Source organism: Rapidithrix thailandica, assembly GCF_039710355.1.
Lineage (GTDB): Bacteria > Bacteroidota > Bacteroidia > Cytophagales > Flammeovirgaceae > Rapidithrix > Rapidithrix thailandica.
Genome location: NZ_JBDKWZ010000010.1, coordinates 170,919 through 189,642, shown reverse-complemented (window position 1 = coordinate 189,642; position 18,724 = coordinate 170,919). Strand labels below are relative to the sequence as shown.

At 41.3% G+C, this 18,724-nt stretch carries 14 protein-coding genes; 5 read left to right on the top strand and 9 right to left on the bottom strand.

The annotated features are described in order from the left end of the window. Positions 1-255: 255 nt before the first annotated feature. Positions 256-1,308: a FecR family protein gene (locus AAG747_RS17935; protein ID WP_346822588.1), complete on the bottom strand. Its 1,053-nt coding sequence runs from the start codon at positions 1,306-1,308 to the stop codon at positions 256-258. 250 nt (positions 1,309-1,558) lie between these two features. Next, the gene (locus AAG747_RS17930) at positions 1,559-2,158 is read right to left on the bottom strand and encodes an RNA polymerase sigma factor (protein ID WP_346822587.1); all 600 of its coding nucleotides are present in this window, start codon (positions 2,156-2,158) and stop codon (positions 1,559-1,561) included. Positions 2,159-2,649: 491 nt separating this feature from the next. Here AAG747_RS17930 and AAG747_RS17925 point away from each other — a divergent pair, with 491 nt between their 5' ends. Next, the gene (locus AAG747_RS17925; protein ID WP_346822586.1) at positions 2,650-3,564 is read left to right on the top strand and encodes a universal stress protein; all 915 of its coding nucleotides are present in this window, start codon (positions 2,650-2,652) and stop codon (positions 3,562-3,564) included. Positions 3,565-3,639: 75 nt separating this feature from the next. On the opposite strand, the gene AAG747_RS17920 is transcribed toward AAG747_RS17925, so the two are convergent. The 4 genes from AAG747_RS17920 to menD form a co-directional block, all read right to left on the bottom strand. Continuing rightward, positions 3,640-4,197: a hypothetical protein gene (locus AAG747_RS17920; protein ID WP_346822585.1), complete on the bottom strand. Its 558-nt coding sequence runs from the start codon at positions 4,195-4,197 to the stop codon at positions 3,640-3,642. A 425-nt stretch (positions 4,198-4,622) separates the two neighbouring features. After that, on the bottom strand, positions 4,623-6,554 hold the full coding sequence (thrS, locus tag AAG747_RS17915) for a threonine--tRNA ligase (RefSeq protein WP_346822584.1): 1,932 nt from the start codon (positions 6,552-6,554) through the stop codon (positions 4,623-4,625). Between the two features lie 288 nt (positions 6,555-6,842). After that, the gene (gene menB, locus AAG747_RS17910; protein ID WP_346822583.1) at positions 6,843-7,667 is read right to left on the bottom strand and encodes a 1,4-dihydroxy-2-naphthoyl-CoA synthase; all 825 of its coding nucleotides are present in this window, start codon (positions 7,665-7,667) and stop codon (positions 6,843-6,845) included. A gap of 75 nt (positions 7,668-7,742) precedes the next feature. Further along, positions 7,743-9,452 carry a 2-succinyl-5-enolpyruvyl-6-hydroxy-3-cyclohexene-1-carboxylic-acid synthase gene (gene menD / locus AAG747_RS17905; RefSeq protein WP_346822582.1) on the bottom strand — a complete coding sequence of 570 codons (1,710 nt, stop codon included), beginning with the start codon at positions 9,450-9,452 and terminating at the stop codon, positions 7,743-7,745. 296 nt (positions 9,453-9,748) lie between these two features. Between menD and AAG747_RS17900 the strand changes: the two genes are divergently transcribed. Further along, positions 9,749-10,303, top strand: a complete 555-nt coding sequence (locus AAG747_RS17900; protein ID WP_346822581.1) for a ferritin — start codon at positions 9,749-9,751, stop codon at positions 10,301-10,303. A gap of 90 nt (positions 10,304-10,393) precedes the next feature. Here AAG747_RS17900 and AAG747_RS17895 read toward each other — a convergent pair whose 3' ends face one another. Next, positions 10,394-11,290 (bottom strand): 4-hydroxy-3-methylbut-2-enyl diphosphate reductase, encoded by an 897-nt coding sequence (locus tag AAG747_RS17895; RefSeq protein WP_346822580.1) that lies wholly within the window; start codon positions 11,288-11,290, stop codon positions 10,394-10,396. Positions 11,291-11,373: 83 nt separating this feature from the next. Then, positions 11,374-12,060, bottom strand: coding sequence for a (d)CMP kinase (gene cmk, locus AAG747_RS17890; protein WP_346822579.1), 687 nt, complete (start codon positions 12,058-12,060; stop codon positions 11,374-11,376). 1,421 nt (positions 12,061-13,481) lie between these two features. Here cmk and AAG747_RS17885 point away from each other — a divergent pair. Beyond that, entirely contained in the window at positions 13,482-15,806 is a 2,325-nt protein-coding gene (locus tag AAG747_RS17885) for a TonB-dependent receptor (RefSeq protein WP_346822578.1), read from the top strand. A 67-nt stretch (positions 15,807-15,873) separates the two neighbouring features. Here the strand turns inward: AAG747_RS17885 and AAG747_RS17880 are convergent, their stop codons facing one another. Further along, complete coding sequence (locus AAG747_RS17880; RefSeq protein ID WP_346822577.1) at positions 15,874-17,460, bottom strand: beta-N-acetylhexosaminidase; 1,587 nt, start codon at positions 17,458-17,460, stop codon at positions 15,874-15,876. A 260-nt stretch (positions 17,461-17,720) separates the two neighbouring features. Here AAG747_RS17880 and AAG747_RS17875 point away from each other — a divergent pair, with 260 nt between their 5' ends. Beyond that, complete coding sequence (locus tag AAG747_RS17875; protein WP_346822576.1) at positions 17,721-18,176, top strand: GbsR/MarR family transcriptional regulator; 456 nt, start codon at positions 17,721-17,723, stop codon at positions 18,174-18,176. A gap of 67 nt (positions 18,177-18,243) precedes the next feature. Then, positions 18,244-18,693, top strand: a complete 450-nt coding sequence (locus AAG747_RS17870; RefSeq protein WP_346822575.1) for a GbsR/MarR family transcriptional regulator — start codon at positions 18,244-18,246, stop codon at positions 18,691-18,693. Positions 18,694-18,724: the final 31 nt, after the last annotated feature.

Below are 18,724 nucleotides of genomic sequence, written 5' to 3'. Positions count from 1 at the left end.
CTTTAAGATGTTTTTGGTAAATGTTTGATTTTTATCAGAAATGTGAATTGAGGCTCCACTCAACTTTCCACGTAAGTTTGGCGACCAGCGTAAAGTTGGGGAGTTAGAAAAAGCTGCCGGTTACACCTTCTGTATGTAGCCGGTTTTTTTGTTTGTTATCTTGCTTTATTTCCTTTTTTCATAACTACTAGTTTAGTTAACTTGCGAATGTTTGTCAGGTTGAAATGCATTAGCTGTAACTATAATTTGTTGCTTTTACCGCAACTTTATAAAGACTTTTCCTTCCTGGAATTGATAGTCGAAAGGGACAATTTCACTCAAGCCCATCAACACATTTTCCAGCGATTCATCTTGAAAACTGCCTTTGAATAAATTCCTGGTATTTGCGTTGTTATGCACTTCTATATCCACCCCATACCAACGCTCCAGCTTGGTAACCACCTCCGATAAATCGTCTTTGTAGAAGTATATAATATCATCTTTCCAGGAGATCATTTTGCGACTGTCAAATCCGGTCTTCGACAGTAAATGGTCTCCTTTGTTAAACACTCCCATTTCATTAGGAGTCAACATCAAAGCTTCCTGACTGGCATCTTTGGTAGTTGACACTTGCACTTTCCCCGTCACAACGGCCACTTGAATCTGGGATGCTTCCGGATAGGCCCGGATATTAAAAGAGGTTCCTAACACTTTGGTTTCTACTTTCCCACTGAGAATGCGGAAAGGATGCAAAGAATCCTTGGCCACTTCAAAAAAGGCTTCTCCTTCCAAATACACCTTCCGCTGATCGGCCGAATAGTTTTTGGGAATACGCAAGCGGCTTTCCGAATTCAGCTTGATCACGGTACCGTCACTCAAACTTATCGTAGAGCGCTGACCGGTCGGCGTCTCCTTAATGATGTATTCTAGCGGTGGAGTCACTTCGGCCACATCGTTTCTTTGACTCTGATTCCAGAAAAAAATAGCACTTGCCACCACCACCAGTAAAATAGCTGCTGCCCAACTTTGCCACCAGACGGGTTGTTTGATAGGATGAACAAAAGTTGTTTTTTTTGAAGGTGCTTTTATATAAGCTTGTAATTGATTTCGAACGGATAAATAATTTCCTTCCAGGGTAGTTGCTCTTTCATAGACCAAAATCTCTTTTACCAAAGCTTTGGCTTCCTCCACCTCTCTTTGTTTGGAGGGATGTTCGGCAATCCACTTCTCCCAAAAAGCTACGTGCTGCGGATCCTGCCCCAAACAATAGGCTTGGAATGAATCATCCATTACATAATCTTCAATTTGATAATCCGCAAAATCCATCATTTATCTTGACTCTATGATTTGTATCTGTTTTGTAAAGTAGTGGCAAACCGAAGTTGTTTTTCACGGATTTTTTTCTGTTTTTTTTCAAAAAAAATCTCATCTCAAATTAACTTATTGATAGCCAGCAATCTTACAATATAAAAGTCTTTCTTTTCATATTCTAAAAGCGTTGAAAGCATGTACATTGAAATCCCCTTACTTTTAAGAAAGAGACCGGAAAGGATACTTTGCAAGAATTTGTAATACACAGCTACAAACGTAAAGAATCACAAACGCTTGACACAAGGCTTAACCAAACGACCACCGAGGTTAACTGCTTGCGCAAGGCTTTGATCGCCTCATACATCAGGTTGTACACCCGGCTGACCTTGATAGAAGCCACCTCGGAAATCTCTTCGTAACTCAATTCCTGAAAATATTTGAGGTGTAGTATTTCCCGCTGTCGATTGGTAAGTTGGGAAATGGCTTTTTCCAACTGTTGGCTGATAATTTGTTCATTTTCTTGTGCGATCAGGGAGGTTTCAAAAGACTTTTCCACCAGGTGTTGGTCAAACTCTTTTATCTCATACTCCGGACTTCTTTTTAACTCCGAAAAAATCTTGCGTTTCAAATAGGTCAAAAGATAAGGCCGGATACGCTTTACATCACTCACCGTGCTCCGGTTGGTCCACAACTCTAAAAACAACTCCTGAATACAATCATCAGTGAGCATTTTGTTTGAGGATAAGCGAAAGCCGTAAGTAAACAAGTATTTATAATGCAAGTCGTATATTTTCAGGTAGGCATCTTCCTGTCCGTTTTTAAAGGCATTCCACAATTCAGAGTCATTATTTGGGTTTTCTGTAGTCATTCGTGTGCTTTACTGCTACGTTAAATCTAATCCACAACTCACATTGTTAAAAAGAAGAAGCAATGTCAATATTCTTTTACAGTAGAAATGTAGCCACTGATAAATTTGTTATTTACTTACCTCTATGGTATCAACACTGTGAATCAATAGTACTAAGGGTCTTAATGTCAAATATTAAAAATAAACTTATCTCCTCCTAACGAGGGGGAAATTTACTGAAGGAAATCATTTATTTACCTATTAAATAGGTATTTTTTTCAAGAAACCGCCTTTCTTTTCCAGGGATATTATCCTGGAAAAGGATGGTGGGAGAAGCATTTCGGCTGACGAAAGTACAGTAAGGGGTGAGTTTTTCAAACCTTTCAGACAAACTGAGAAAGGCTTGACAGCTTCCCCCTTCATAAAAGAATTTTACAAGTTTATTTTGAGAAAAGAGGATTGGCTATTAACTTTTCCCTATATCATCTAGCAGTAGAACAACCATTAAAAATATGTATCCCTTTAAAAGACTCCTGATTGCCATGGATTTGACCCCCATGGACGATGTGTTGCTCCAGTATGCCTCTATGGCTTCTCAATATGATTCTGTAGAATATATTTGCTTTATTCATGTTGCCAAAAAGACGCAAATTCCCAAAGGAGTAGCAGAACAATTCCCCGACCTGGAAACATCTCCGCAAAACGAGGAAATTCTCCAACATATGCAGCAAAAGGTGAAGGACCTGATGAATATAGGTGAGAATACGGAATTATGTTATGAAGTGCAGCAAGGAGATCCTACCACCACAGTGTTGGAGTGGATTGATCAAAAAGATATAGACCTGGCAATTTTCGGAAGGAAAAAACAGTTGACCGGTACCGGTATCCTTTCCAAAAAGCTGGCAAAACTAGCCCATTGTTCCGTAGGGTTTATTCCCGAACGCTTTCCGATGAATGGTCAACGCTTCTTGGTTCCGGTCGACTTTTCCGACAACTGCCAAATGGCGATGGAAGCCGCCCTAGTAAGAGCCGGAGAGGAAGGAGAAGTAATTTGCCACCATGTATATGAGGTACCTACAGGATATAGTAAGCTAGGCAAAAGTTATGAAGAGTTTGCCGAAATTATGCTGAAGAATGTAAAAGAAGACTACGAAGATTTTTTGAAAATCATCCACTCTCCCCAAAAGCCCCGCTGCATCTACTCCTTGGATAAAGAACACAACCCGGCCGAAATTATTTATGAAGTGGCCAAACAGGAAAATGTGGATGCCATCATAGTCGGTTCCAAAGGAAGGACCAAGCTGGCCTCCTGGCTATTGGGCAGTACGGCAGAAAAGTTATTAGAATACGACAATAAAATCCCACTGTATATTATCAAAAACAAAGAAAAGAACATGGATTTTATTCAGGCATTGCTCAACTTGTAGTATAGAAAAATCCCTTGTAAACACACTACTTACAAGGGGTTTTCCCCTCCTTTGACAAGCCTGTTCAGATAAAAACTAACTTTCCCAAGACAGGGAAAATTCCGTAACCTCATCACCTTTGACCAGTGATTTGCTGATATTGACATTCAACTTCCGGCAACCACAAATTTCCAAAGCTTTTTCCATCCACCCGCCAATTCTGTACTCTAACAACTCATTGTGATAAGGCCACTCGGTCAAATGAATGGACATGGTATGAGCCGTACTTTCTACTACTTCCACTTTGGAAGGCGCATAAAACGAAGAAAGGATTTTTTCGGCTCTATTCATTAAAAAAGCCGGTGTACTGATCATGACAAATACCTTATATACCCCGGTGAGGGCTTCCTGAGCACTGTACATCCCGGCTTCCCATGCCCCTCGAGGGCTGCCTTGATAAAACATTTGACATAATAATTCGGTAGGTCGGATGACTGCCTCCTCGATAGGGTACCATTGGGTAGCCAAAATCGCATCGTTGTAAATGTCTGCAGAGGTACTTGGCAATGCATTGAGCCACACTTTGTGTTGAGTAGGGAATTGGGTTTCTACAAAGTTGTAAATAGATTTTACGACAGAGCCTTTTACTTCCATGGTGTTTTGAAAATAAACTAATCGGTTAGAAATGCATTCGATACAATTGCCGTATCAGTGATACGTTGTTTTTTCCCATTGGTAATGTCATGGAAAAATTTAACTTTTCCCTTATCCATAAGGTTTGTGCTTCCGGCAGCCTTTCTGCTTTCTATACAGTTTGTTATGGCTTAAATCCTATAGATTTTCCATTGTCCTGTCTCTCCAATCTTCCATAAAGCAGCAATTACATCTCCAGAAACAATAAGCGTTGATACGTTGCTGATCGAACGGCAATTTGATCTTGAAAAAATTTGGGTAAAGACCCGTAACACAAAAAAATATTCTTATTTATAAACAAAAAATAAGAATATTTATTGAATGCATTTCAATATAAAATACCACGGCACAAAAAAAGAGCCCCGGAAGGCTCTTTTTTTAGTTTGTTATACATACGCTTTCACTTGCTCTTTAAAGTGGGTAATAAACTCTTCTACCGGCATGCTTCCCAAATCGCCTTCGCCTTTCTTCCGCACCGACACCGATTGGGTTTCTTGCTCTTTTTCTCCTACGATTAACATGTAAGGTACTTTCTGAACTTCCGCATCCCGGATTTTCCGGCCAATTTTCTCATCCCGGTGATCTACACTACCCCGGATATCATTGACTTCCAACTTGCCGGCCAATTCATCGGCAAAAGCATGGTATTTCTCTGAAATCGGTAAAATGGCAAATTGCTCAGGAGCCAACCACAAGGGGAAGTTTCCTCCGGTATTCTCTATCAGAATCGCCACAAAGCGCTCCAAAGAGCCGAAAGGTGCACGGTGGATCATTACCGGGCGGTGTCTTTGGTTATCGGCTCCAATGTACTCCAACTCAAAACGCTGAGGAAGCTGATAGTCCACCTGAATGGTTCCCAATTGCCATTTTCTACCCAAAGCATCCTTCACCATAAAATCCAGCTTAGGACCATAGAAAGCCGCTTCTCCGTATTCAACCACGGTCTTCAGTTCCTTTTCCGCGGCCGCTTCTTGGATTTCCCGTTCTGCTCTTTCCCACAATTCATCATCTCCTATATACTTCTGTTTGTTTTCAGGGTCTCGCAATGAAACTTGTGCCGTATAATCATCAAATCCCAATGATTCGAACACATACATCACCAAGTCAATCACTTTGACAAACTCTTCTTTTACTTGGTCAGGGCGGCAGAAAATATGCGCATCATCTTGTGTAAAACCTCTTACACGAGTCAAACCATGCAATTCACCACTCTGTTCGTAACGGTAAACCGTTCCGAATTCGGCAAAACGCACCGGCAGCTCTTTGTACGAGCGTGGCCTTGAGGCATAGATTTCACAGTGATGCGGACAGTTCATGGGTTTTAACAAAAACTCTTCGTCTTCGTGAGGTGTTTTGATCGGTTGAAATGAATCCGAACCATATTTTTCATAGTGCCCCGAAGTCACGTACAACTGTTTTCCACCGATATGAGGCGTTACCACCGGTTGGTAACCGGCTTTTACCTGGGCTTTTCGTAAGAATTGCTCCAAGCGCTCGCGCAATACGGTACCCTTTGGCAACCAAAGCGGCAAACCTTGTCCTACTTTTTCAGAAAAAGTAAACAATTCTAGCTCTTTACCGACTTTACGATGGTCGCGTTTTTTGGCCTCTTCCAGCAAATGGAGATACTCCTTCAGCTCCTTGGCTTTCGGGAAAGTGACTCCGTAAATCCGCGTCAACATTTTGTTTTTCTCATCTCCTCTCCAATAGGCTCCGGCTACGTTCATCAACTTCACTGCTTTGATAAAGCCTGTATGAGGAATGTGTGGTCCGCGACATAAATCGACAAAGTCACCTTGTTCGTAAAAGGTAATTTCCCCATCATTCAAGCCATCGATCAGGTCCAATTTGTACTCGTCTCCCTTTTCCTCAAAATATTCGATGGCATCGCTTTTGGCGATTTCCTTACGGATATATTCGTTCTTTTGGCGGGCCAGTTCCAACATCTTAGCCTCTATTTTCTCAAAGTCATCCGATGAGATCGTATGCTCGCCAAAATCGATATCGTAGTAAAAACCGGTTTCAATCGGAGGACCGATTCCCAATTTGATTCCCGGATACAAAGCTTCCAGGGCTTCTGCCATTAAGTGAGCAGAAGAATGCCAGAACGTAGACTTGCCTTCCTCATCCGTCCACGTCAACAAGGTGACATCTGCATCCGTGGTGATCGGACGCGTAGCATCCCATACTTCCCCATTTACCTTTGCTCCCAATACATTGCGAGCCAGGCCTTCACTAATGTCCCGGGCTATGTCCAAACCAGATACACCGGCTTGGTACTCTTTGACAGCACCGTCTGGCAATTTAATCTTAATCATCTGTAATAATTTTACAATTGGGTTGAACTGGTAAGCTGACTTTTCAAGCCTTGAAAAGTCAGCACACATGTAATTTTACACAATTTAGGCAAAGCTAACATTTCAAGCGCTCTTTGCAAAGTAGTATAGTCATCAGTTATCAGGGACTGGAAAGAATCGCAGTCCGGACTCAGGCCGCCTCAAAAGGATAAAAACACAGGAGGGTAGGTATTTTCTCAACAAAAAAGGTTTATTGACTTTTCCTCAGCCAACAAACCTTTTGATTGTATTTTCCGGATTAGGTACGGATTATGGGAATTTAGGATATTTTGAAAAATCCGGTTTACGCTTTTCCAAGAATGCTTTTTTCCCTTCTTGTGCCTCTTCGGTAAAGTAGTATAGCAAGGTAGCGTTCCCTGCTAACTCCTGGATCCCTGCTTGTCCATCCAGCTCCGCATTCAATCCGGCTTTCACCATACGCAAGGCCAACGGACTTCTCTCCAACATGATTTTACACCATTCCATGGTTTCGTTTTCCAGCTCTTCGAAAGGCACTACTTTATTGACCATTCCCATCTCGCAGGCTTCCTGCGCAGAGTATTGCTTGCATAAGAACCAGATTTCACGTGCTTTTTTCTGACCCACATGACGGGCTAAATACGAAGATCCGAAACCACCGTCAAAGCTTCCCACTTTGGGTCCGGTTTGCCCGAAAATCGCATTTTCCGAAGCAATGGACAAGTCACATACTACGTGTAACACATGTCCTCCTCCAATAGCAAATCCGTTCACCATGGCCACTACAGGCTTCGGCAATGAGCGGATTTTCTTTTGTAAATCCAACACGTTTAAGCGAGGCACCCCGTCTTTTCCCACATATCCTCCTACTCCTTTTACGTTTTGATCTCCTCCACTACAAAATGCTTTGTCTCCCTCTCCTGTCAGAATCACCACTCCGATATTCTCATCGTAGCGGCAGTGATCCATCGCTTCGATCATCTCCTGTACGGTTTGAGGAGTAAATGCATTTCGATAGCGAGGACGGTTGATCGTGATTTTACCTACTCCCTCACAATATTCAAATCTGATATCTTCAAACTCTTTAATGGTTTCCCATTTATATTGACTTGCCATTTGTTTGAATTTTAATATGTATAAAAATAAATTAATGTTTAAAGCTACACTCGAAAAATAAACCCTGTGACTACTCTAAGCTTCTGTTTCACCCATGGAAGCAATATGCTTCTTATATGAGACAAAAGCTTCTTTGCTTTTTATTTTATCTGTTTTGACTTCAAAAATGGAAGGAGCCGTTTGATTTTGCAAAAATTCCTGTAATTGCTTTTGAAACTCCAGCTGATTTCCGGCTTGATAATACGTAAACTCATGCTCTTCTGCCAAATGCCGGGCTTCTAAGGTTTGTTTGGTTTCAAAATACTCCTCCAACTCAGGCTGCCTAGCCGGTCCATCGATCATCCGGAAAATCACGCCTCCTTGGTTATTCATGAGAAACACCTTAACATTAGGAAGAGGGTACTGATGCCAGAAGGCATTCCGGTCATAGAAAAAGGCCATATCTCCTGTCACCAAGATATTAGTGACACCGGGATTTGCCAAGGCATGCCCTACGGCAGTGCTACTACTTCCATCAATACCACTCGTTCCGCGGTTTGCAAATACCTTTACATGTTCTTTCCCTCTTAAATTGACAAAGTTGGCATACCGAACAACCATACTATTGGCCAGGTGCAAATGCACCGGCCCGTCCAAGGCCTCCAAGAGTTGTTGAACCACTGCCAATTCATGAAATGTATGCTCTTGTGCCAAACGCTTGTGCGTTTCGGCCACTTCCCGGTCCGTTTTCAGCCACTGTTCCCGGTACGCTTTATATTGACGTTCTTCTTCTAACCTTCCCGCTAAACCGGCCATAAAATACTCCGGAGAGGTACGGATCACCTTGGTAAGGCTTTGGTAGGTATCCGCTACGGCTCCAGCCTCCTGAATATGCCAATGCTCTTTAGCTTGGTACTTTCGTAAAAAGAGTTTCAAATTTTTTGAAATCACCGAGTTTCCATACGTAATCAGCAAATCAGGTTGCAAGCTCTGCTTGAGTTCCTCCTGACTGATTAAGAAGGCATCTTGGTGATACACGGCATTCTTTAGTCCGTGATGGTTGGAGATGATATCCGATACAATAGGAAAAGGAAGGTGGTTCAGACTCTCCAGTAGAGCCGGGGAAGGTAGTTGCTGCCCTGGCACCAACAAAACTCTAGGCGTTTGTCTGATTTTCTCAATCAACTCTTGCCAAGTAGTTTCCGAAAGCCGGCATTCTCCCTTCTGCTCTTCTATGACTTTACATTTATGATCAAAATGAAACCGCTCATCCGGCTGTGGGTAAAACGGCTCCCGAATGGGTACATTTACCTGTACCGGCCCTTGTGGATAGGATTGAGCGAGTTGAATGGCTTCCGAAAGCATTCGTTGTACATGCCAGGCCGCATCCTTATGCTCTGTAGATACGGGCAATTGGTAACTGCCCTTTAGATGATTACCATAAATACCTTGCTGCCGAATGGCCTGTCCGTCTTGTTGGTCAATCCACTCAGGCGGACGGTCTGCCGTCAAGATTAACAGAGGCACTTGTTGATAGAAAGCCTCGGCCACTGCGGGAGCATAATTGAGGGCAGCGGTACCGGAAGTACAAACCAAACCTATCGTTTCCCTCGTCTGTTGGCTCATTCCCAACGCTACATAAGCGGCAGAGCGCTCATCCGGAATGACATAGGTGGTAAGATCCGGATGCCGTACTATGCTCAAGGTTAGCGGAGCACATCGCGACCCGGGGGATAAGACGAACTTTCTGACGTGCAACCTTGCACTGATAATGGCTATATCTACAATTGACTGAAGGTAATCCATATGTATTCGTTTTGCTTCGCAAAGGTAAGACAAAACAAAGAGTTATCAGTCACCCCCACAGAGAAGCCCTTCGAAAGAGATTAAGGTAACAATACGGTTGAAATCCGTTGGCCTTCAAGTGCTGTTTTACCAGCCTTAGTACTTGGAGGCTTTTTTCACTTAAAACAGCCCTTATAGAACCCCTTACGCTAATTTAGTATAATTTCAAATTAAGCTTCGCCTGAACAAAACCGCAACAATAATTGTAGTTTTGTTACAAGATCAATTGCACACTCATTTAAGAATTCAAAAAGATTATGAAAACTCTAAAAAGGCTGAAAACTTCATTAACCGCGGAAGTAGAAGAGCAACTGAACAAACAAATACGAATGGAAGGCGAGTCTTCCCAATTTTATTTAGCAGCCGGGTCTTGGTGTGAAAAAGAGGGGTTTGTCAATGCTGCCGAATTTCTATATCACCACTCAGAAGAGGAGCGTATGCACATGATGAAAATTTTCCGCTATGTGAATGAATCCGGCGGACATGCTTTAGCTCCTGAGATCGGCAACATCAAAACAGAATTTGCCGCTGTACGCGAAGTATTTGAATTACTCTTGGAACATGAAGTGGCTGTCACCCGCTCCATTAATAAAATTGTAGATTTCTGCATGCAGAAAAAAGATTACGGGACTTTCCAATTTCTACAATGGTTTGTAGAAGAACAAAGAGAAGAAGAAGAATTGGCAAGACGCATCTTAGAAATCTTTGACCTGATTGGTGAGAATTCAGAACATGGCTTATGGATGATCGACCAAGAAATCGGAAAACTGATTAAAAAAGCCCAAACACACAATCCTAGTGACGAGATTTAGGCAATCACTTCGTTCTTCGTTTGTCAAAATAAAGTAAAAAAGGCGTGAATGAAGATTCACGCCTTTTTTACTTATACCTGTAGTTATTTTCTATTTCACTAATTCGGATTCCAACTTACGGATAAAATCAGCCACTTGCTCCATCAACCACATGGGAGTAGAAGTAGCTCCGCAAATTCCCACTTTATCGGCCGGTTTAAACCAAGCAGGGTTGATTTCCTCTTCGTTTTCCACAAAATAGCTTCGTTCGTTATTTCGTAAGCACACATTATACAAGGACCTTCCATTGGAACTTTTCTTGCCACTCACGAAAATAATCACATCGTTCTCCAAAGAGAATTTATTCATTTGAGGCTCTCTGTTAGAAACTTGCCGGCAAATGCTGTCATTGGCATTAAACATTTCCTTATGAGCTCCTTCACCGTTCACTTGGTCCAGCCTGCGTTCAATCTCCTCTTTTAACTCGTAAAACCCCTTGGTGCTTTTGGTTGTTTGGCTAAAAAGCGTCACCGGTTTGGAAAAATCCACTTTCTCCAAGTCATCCACTGTAGTGACAATGATGGCCGAGTTTTGGGTTTGTCCATTCAGGCCTATTACCTCCGCGTGTCCTTGTTTTCCGTAGATAACCATTTGCCCTTCGTTGGACTGCATACGGTCATGGGCATGTTTCACCCGGTTTTGTAATTTTAATACGACAGGACATGAAGCGTCAATCAGCTCAATATTATTTTCAATTGCAGTCCGGTACGTTTCCGGCGGTTCGCCATGAGCCCGTATCAGAACTTTACAATCTTTCAAGGATGCTAATTGCTCCCGGTCAATAATTTGCAAGCCTTTGGCATTCAGGCGTTCTACTTCCATCCGGTTATGAACGATATCTCCCAAACAATACAATTGTCCGGAGTCATTCATCTCTTCTTCTGCCATTTGAATGGCAAACTCCACCCCAAAGCAATACCCTGATTTCCCGTCTATGACTACTTCCATCGTGTTGATCCAGTAAAAGTGAATAATATGGAATACAAAGTTGGTAATTAATTGGGTATTTGTACCCTAACCTCTCGTATTTTTCAAGCCTCCTTGGTAAGTTTTTGTTGCACCACTTCCAGAATACGTTCCGTTTGTTGGGCAATGGTGATGTTGGAAGTATCCAATACCACGGCATCATCCGCCTTTCTCAAAGGGCTATCATCCCTATTGGAATCCTGAAAATCACGACTACTCAGGTTGTCAATAATAGAGCTTAAATCCACTTTTTGTCCTTTTTTGACCAGCTCTTTTTGTCTTCGCATAGCCCTTTGCATAATATCAGCCGTCATAAACACTTTCACTTCTGCTTCCGGAAATACCACCGTGCCAATATCTCTTCCATCCATCACGATGCCCTTGTTTTCTCCCAACTTCTGTTGTTGCTCTACCAAAAAGCGTCTGACCACAGGAATTGCACTGACTTCACTCACCTTGCCCGACACTTCCATGGTACGGATCTGCGCCTCAATTTTTTCTCCGTTCAATACGATTTCGGATTTTCCACTTTCAGGATTTACTTCAAAGGTTATATCTATTTGTTCTAATGATTGTTTCACTTGAAAGACATCGTCCGGGGCAATTCCTTGACGCAAAAAATATAAAGTGACGGCCCGGTACATTGCTCCCGAGTCAATATACATATAATTTAGCTGCTCGGCCAACAGCTTGGCTGTTGTACTTTTTCCACAGCCAGAATGGCCGTCAATCGCTACTATCAGTTTTTTCATTCGTCAATCAGGAAAGGTTAAACCTAAAAAAAGTATTGTTGTTTGTGCTGTACCGGTCAATATCAAGGTTTAGGCAATGTTAATTTTTGCCTTGATCACAGGGATTTCCTTTTACCGACCTATAATGGTTACTCTGTTTTTGAGGCTTAAAGATATAAAGAATTGTGCTAAGAGCGGGCAACTCCTAGAATTCCCAAGCTAATACTTTCGCACAGGACATAAAAAAACTGCTACCTTTTGCAGATAGCAGTATGTCCCTAATAACTGGTTGAAAGAATTTTATCCTGATAACTTATTTTCTTTTCCTTTTGGTATTAAAATCCGGGCAATCTACATGACGATCTAACATTGCATATTTTGACTTCTGCCCTTTGTACCAAGCACGGTACCTTGGTGGCTTACAGCTAGTAGCAAATAAGAGGCAAAAAGTTAAGATAGCAACAGAGGATAACGCGATTTTCCTTTTCATAGCAAGAGTCAAATATTGATTAAAAAATGTATTTTATCTTCTTTGAGGGTAAAACGCAGAACTTATGTGAATACTATCTTGTATAAATTATCCCGATGTTAGAAATCCATACTTATTATGCATTTTTTCGCATTTTCATCTTAGTGATAAAACAGCCCTTGTTCTTTCACTTTTGAACGAGTTAAAAAAATATTGCTACAAAAAAATTGCTTTACAGAAAGTTAGAATCCATTTCTATCAAAATAATTCAATAAAAAATAAATAAAATCAAGGTAACATAAAATATTTCCCGGAATGTAATAAAATAAAACAAATAGTAAATTGTATAATTTTAAGTCATTAGAGACAGGTTATTTTTTTAGTGTTTTTTCGTAAACTTTCTTCTCTCAACGTAAAAAAATCCAATCCTTAATTTGAGCAACCTTCTTTCTTCCGGATGTTTTGACTATTTCCATTCGGTCTATTGTGTAATCTTTTCATAACTTCACTTACCTTTATTACAGAGAGCTAGTTATCAATGAAGTGAATTAACCTTTTTCTTTTTTCTAAAAACGCCTCCTCTGTATTCCTTTTTTCAACAATAGCGTTGGCTATTCTTTTCAAAAAATGCCTTGATGAGCCGATTTTGATTCCATCTTCGGTCAAAAACGATACGTGTAAACCACTTCAATCATTCAAAAAAGAGATGAACCCTTAATAAAAGACTCATTTTCAAACCAACAAAAAACGAATACACCCTGGATTACTTCTATAATTAATTATTCCTGCACAAGTTACAACTGTGATCTACAGTTCTTTTTATAAGGGCTCGACTAAACTGAGAATTTTTTATCACCAAAGGAGTACCTCCCAGGAAGCGCTCCACAACGAATTTTAAACATGTTCAAAAATTTGATGGCCATTTAGCGATTCCGGGTAAATCACAACTTGTCTACTCAACCTCTGTATTCTAATGAAGTTTTTTAAACTGATTTTTCTACTCAACAGCCTCACAGGGCTTTTTTCACACACCATGGCACAAAACCTCACGGTCCAAGGCACTGTGATCAACCAACAAACACAAACAGGCATCCCGGATGTAAGTATTCATTCAAATAACTCCTTACTCACCGTTACCGATGCCCAGGGCTTTTTTCAAATTCATTTGGAGGATAAAGACAATTCGCCTCTTACTTTTCAACACTTGAATTACTTACCCAAAAGCATTGTGCCTAACGCCCCTTCCGATACCTTAAAAGTTGCCTTATCTCCGAAAACGTATCAATTGGAATCGGTCAATATTACGGCCAGCCGCTATCTCAAAAGAATTATGGAGGAAGTGGTTTCTGTGGATTTACTTAGTGAACAACTGATCAAAGACGTTAATGCGATTACGCTGACAGATGCCCTTGACAAACTACCGGGAACAGAAGTAGTAGACGGACAAGTAGCGATACGGGGCGGAAGTAACTATTCTTATGGAATCGGCAGCCGGGTGCAAATGGTGGTAGACGGACAACCTCTACTCACTGGCGACCGAAATAGCATCCCCTGGAATTTTTTACCAATTGAGTTTGCCGATAAAGTTGAAGTACTCAAAGGAGCTGCCTCTACCTTATACGGTTCCAGTGCTTTGAATGGGGTGATTCATTTACGGACTAGCTGGCCGGATAAAAAACCTGAAACCAAATTGCTTACTTTTTATACTGCCTATAGTAAGCCCAAACGCAAAGAAATAGCCTGGTGGGACCGACCCCCTTATCAGGCGGGACTACTGATAAGCCACAAACAACCTTTCAAAAGGGCGGATTTGGTAGTGGGTGGAAACTATATGAAAGCATCCGGCTATTTAAGAAATGTGGATCAATCCCTAAAAAAAGTATCCGCCAAATTCAGGCTCCGTCCCAAACAAAAACATGGACTTACCTGGGGCTTTCACGGAAGTATTATGGAAAGTGAAGAAGCGGAATTTATCTTTTGGGAAAACAAAGACGAAGGGGCTTATATCCCTTTTATCGGCAACAACCCTCAACAGGAAAATGGATTGGTCCGTATTGACCAAAGGCAATACCACATAGACCCTTTCCTGAGTGTATTGACTCCCAAAGGAGATGAACATGAATTGAAAACCCGGTGGTATCATGTGGAGTTTCTCAACTTTACCAATAACCTACAATCGGATTTTTTCAATACAAACTATCAATTTCAAACCCGCCTTTCCGAACCCTTTACACTGGTTACAGGCGCCAGTTTTCAATATTTTCAGGTAGACGATCCCGATGGTTTTGGCAACAATCACGGAAACACTCTAGGTCTTTTCGGACAATTGGATTACTCCGGCCAACGCTTAAATGCAAGTGCCGGAATGCGCATTGAACATTATAAAATTGCCCAAAAAGATTCAAAAACTATCCCCGTATTTCGTGGAGGAATCAATTATCAACTGGCCACAGCCACTCACCTACGGGCTTCTTTCAGTCAAGGATTCCGGATGCCCAGCTTGGCAGAAATGTTTGTAGACAAATCCAAAGAGTTGGTGCCTATTTTTCCTAACCCCGAACTAAAACCCGAATACGGATGGAATGCAGAACTGGGGATCAAACGACAAGTGCAAATCGACCAGTGGGATGCTTATTTGGATTTTGCCCTCTTTTTGACTGATTACCATGATATGATCGAATTTCAATTTGGTTACCATCCACCGGACACGCTCGACTCCGTACCTACGGAAGACCTTATCAAATATATCGGCTTTAAAACCGGAAATGTGACCCGGGCCCGTATCGGAGGATTTGAAGCTTCCGTATTGGGCAAAGGACAAGTCGGAATGATTCCCTTACGCCTTTCACTCGGTTATTCTTATAATTATCCCGTTGATTTGAATTCGGATGAAGAGCTAAAAAACCTAGGCACTTACACCGGCAGGTTTTTCAAAAGTATGTTCAATGATTCGGAAGAAGTGCACTCCCCGTTGTTAAAATACCATCATAGAAGTTTGGCCAAAGCAGACATTACCGCCTCTTACAAGTTCCTTTCTATAGGGCTTGACTATCGATATTACGGTTTTGTGGATAAGGTGGATGATGCAATTATCGGAGCCATTCCGGGGGCAAAAGAATACCGTGAAGAAAATGCAAGGGGAAATCATACTTTTCACTTGCGAACGGGAGTAGATCTTAAAAAACTCGGAAAGTTTACACTTATCGTCCGGAACCTGTTCAACGATGAATACGTCATCCGTTTTGCGAAAATGGAAGCACCCAGGAACTTTACCCTTCAATACAGGGTTCGATTATAAAACCCTCCAATAAATTCTAAAGGGCCGTAGCAAGTACTCTCAAGTTGCTACGGCCTTCTTGTGTATTCTACTTTGCTTTTTCTACTCCTTTGGGCTCCGGATGAGCGTTAATATCAAAGGGATTAAAATAATACACATTATCTTGGTCCATCTGTGGCAACATGGTTTTGAGGCGGAGAATAAAACTTTCATAATTTTTTTGGGAAGCCGGTGTCCAGGCGGCCTCCGCCACCGCACAGATCCGTGGGAAGGTCATAAAATCCAACCGTTTCGGATCGGCAATCCGCTCCGACCACACATTTGCCTGTATACCCACCACTTGCTCCATTTGTTTATCGTTCAGTTGATGGGTATTGTCCGGATAACCATAAGCTCCTGACAATTCACTAAAGCCGTTCCAACGCCTCCCGTATTGATGAGAATCGTGTTGAACAAAGTCAAAATACAAAGGGATTCTCGGGCAAAGAACTACCTGATAGTTGTGGTGAATTGCCCGGTCCAGCTGTGCCGGTAGGTTATGTCTCCACCACATCACCAAGGTATTTTGAGTAGGCAGGTTTGCCTCAATCACCTCATCCCAGCCAATCACTTTTTTCCCCAATTGTTTCACTGAGTCAGCCATACGGTTAATAAAATAAAACTCCACTTCTCTCAAACTCGTGTACCCCTCTCTTTCCATCAAAGCCTGAACACGGACGTCTGAAGCCCATTGTTTGTTTCCAAAATGCACCTCATCTCCTCCTAAATGAATCCAGGAAGAAGGGAACAACTCTGCCACTTCTCTCAAAATATCGGTTAAATACTGGTAAGTAGCCTCTTTCCCGGGATGGAAAGTGAAGTCGGGATAGTCTTTACTTCCTCCTCCGGAAAACTCGGGATAAGCCAGGTTAGCAGCCGTTGCATGCCCGGGCATATCAATTTCGGGAATGATTTCAATATGCCTTTCGGCCGCATAGGCCACAATCTCCCGGATTTCATCCTGTGTATAATAGCGAGCCGTTGCATTAGGGTCATGCCAATTGCCCTTCCCCCCTATTTCAGTCAATTTAGGGTACTTTTTAATTTCAATTCTCCAACCGGGTTCATCTGTTAAATGCCAATGGAAACGATTCATCTTGTAATAAGCCATCCAATCTAACAGTTGCTTTACCTTCTCCTTCCCAAAGAAATGACGGGATTCATCCAGCATAAGCCCCCTCCAAGCCATTCGGGGTTGGTCTCCAATTTTCATACAGGCTAATTTTATATGCTTTTGCCCTTCCTGTACTTTAACCAATTGTAATAAAGATTGTCCTCCATAAAATAGGCCGGCTTCGTCTCTGGCGATGATTTCTATTTTTTGTGGACTGATAGTCAATTGATATGCTTCTTTACCCCAATCTTTCCGGTCTGGGTCCAAGCGTAAATGAATGCCAGTTCCTGAAAATTGTTTTGAAGAATGAGTCAAAGAGATCCCCTGATCTTTTATTTCCGCAATCAACTTTTCTGCGAGCGGCTTCAATGCATTTGAAGAATAGATAGCTGCCTTTTTATGCAATTGAAATTCCCCATCCATGGGCATCACGGAAGCCGGAGCCGGAATGATTTCGGGGGCTTGTCCCCAGGCGCTGCAATAAACCAATGCAAGCACCAGATAGGTAGTTATTTTTTTCATTGAACTTTAAATTTTTTCCATTAGGTGAATAGTATAAGCTTATAATTGCTTTGTGTTTGCTTAAAATTAATGGATTCAGTAGAGATAACAATCGATTGTACAAAAGGAAAAGCAATGAAATTTTCCGGAGAAAAAGCTTTTTACATAAAAAAAAAACCAAAACGAGGAAAGAAGGCGTTAAAAAGAGAAAGGATTTTAGTTCTTTTTTTGCAGAACTAAAAAGTAATTTATAAATTTGCTTCCAAAAGGATTACAAAGATATGGCATTAACATTAAGAGAGCAACAAGTAAAGTTAATAGAACGCATCAGTGCATGGCTGGAGCAAGAAGACCATGTACAACCTGCCGTAGCCCGTGTGTTAGCTTTACTATTTGTAAGTGATGACCCTGAATTGACCTTTGACGACATCCGGGAAACCTTACTGCTCAGTAAAAGTGCCACCAGTAATGCCATTAACATGCTATTGCAAGTGGAATTAATTGAATACCACCATCGGATCGGTGAACGAAAGCGTTATTTCCGTTTAAGGATCTTTGAATGGCAAATGATCTACAAAAAGCTTATGCAAAAGCGTTTGGAATTTCACAGCATTTTAAGAGAGGTGGCCAAACAAAGAACTCAGAAAACCCCCGAATTCAATCAAAAAATTCTAGAAATAGCAAATCATATGGACAAAGTCACACAGGAGATGATTCGATTGTTAAGTGAAAGTTAATTTTTTTTACTTTTTTAGTTCTTTAATAACAGAACTAAAAAGTTATTATATAAATTTGCAGATATAAATGAATTATCAACTCAATGAACAGCAACTTCAATTAGTAGAAAGAATTGTCACCGTACTGGAACAAGACAATACTTCTCCGGCAATCGCAGGCATTGTCGCTTTACTGTTGGTAAGTCCTTGTAGAGAAATGACGATAGATGAAATTCAAGAACAATTACAACTTAGTAAAAGCTCTACAAACCATGCCATCAATATTTTGCTTCAAGCAGGTATGTTGTCCTACGGACATAAACTACTAGCCCGAAAACGATATTACCGATTAGAGGTACGGGCGTGGAGAGATTTCTTGCTAAAAAAATTAAAAAGACAAAAAAAGCTGAACGAGCTTTTGAGTGAAGTAATAGAACAACGACCTGAAGAAACTCATGAATTCAATAAACACCTTATTGATTTGGTGAACCTTATGGAACAATTACATACATCTAGTATACAACTTTTGAAAAAGTAAACAAGCCATCATTTACATACAATAAACCGGG

Coding starts and splice junctions, on each gene's coding strand:
- AAG747_RS17935 (WP_346822588.1), bottom strand. CDS start 1,308: ATGATGGATTTTGCGGATTATCAAATTGAAGATTATGTAATGGATGAT.
- AAG747_RS17930 (WP_346822587.1), bottom strand. CDS start 2,158: ATGACTACAGAAAACCCAAATAATGACTCTGAATTGTGGAATGCCTTT.
- AAG747_RS17925 (WP_346822586.1), top strand. CDS start 2,650: ATGTATCCCTTTAAAAGACTCCTGATTGCCATGGATTTGACCCCCATG.
- AAG747_RS17920 (WP_346822585.1), bottom strand. CDS start 4,197: ATGGAAGTAAAAGGCTCTGTCGTAAAATCTATTTACAACTTTGTAGAA.
- thrS (WP_346822584.1), bottom strand. CDS start 6,554: ATGATTAAGATTAAATTGCCAGACGGTGCTGTCAAAGAGTACCAAGCC.
- menB (WP_346822583.1), bottom strand. CDS start 7,667: ATGGCAAGTCAATATAAATGGGAAACCATTAAAGAGTTTGAAGATATC.
- menD (WP_346822582.1), bottom strand. CDS start 9,452: ATGGATTACCTTCAGTCAATTGTAGATATAGCCATTATCAGTGCAAGG.
- AAG747_RS17900 (WP_346822581.1), top strand. CDS start 9,749: ATGAAAACTCTAAAAAGGCTGAAAACTTCATTAACCGCGGAAGTAGAA.
- AAG747_RS17895 (WP_346822580.1), bottom strand. CDS start 11,290: ATGGAAGTAGTCATAGACGGGAAATCAGGGTATTGCTTTGGGGTGGAG.
- cmk (WP_346822579.1), bottom strand. CDS start 12,060: ATGAAAAAACTGATAGTAGCGATTGACGGCCATTCTGGCTGTGGAAAA.
- AAG747_RS17885 (WP_346822578.1), top strand. CDS start 13,482: ATGAAGTTTTTTAAACTGATTTTTCTACTCAACAGCCTCACAGGGCTT.
- AAG747_RS17880 (WP_346822577.1), bottom strand. CDS start 17,460: ATGAAAAAAATAACTACCTATCTGGTGCTTGCATTGGTTTATTGCAGC.
- AAG747_RS17875 (WP_346822576.1), top strand. CDS start 17,721: ATGGCATTAACATTAAGAGAGCAACAAGTAAAGTTAATAGAACGCATC.
- AAG747_RS17870 (WP_346822575.1), top strand. CDS start 18,244: ATGAATTATCAACTCAATGAACAGCAACTTCAATTAGTAGAAAGAATT.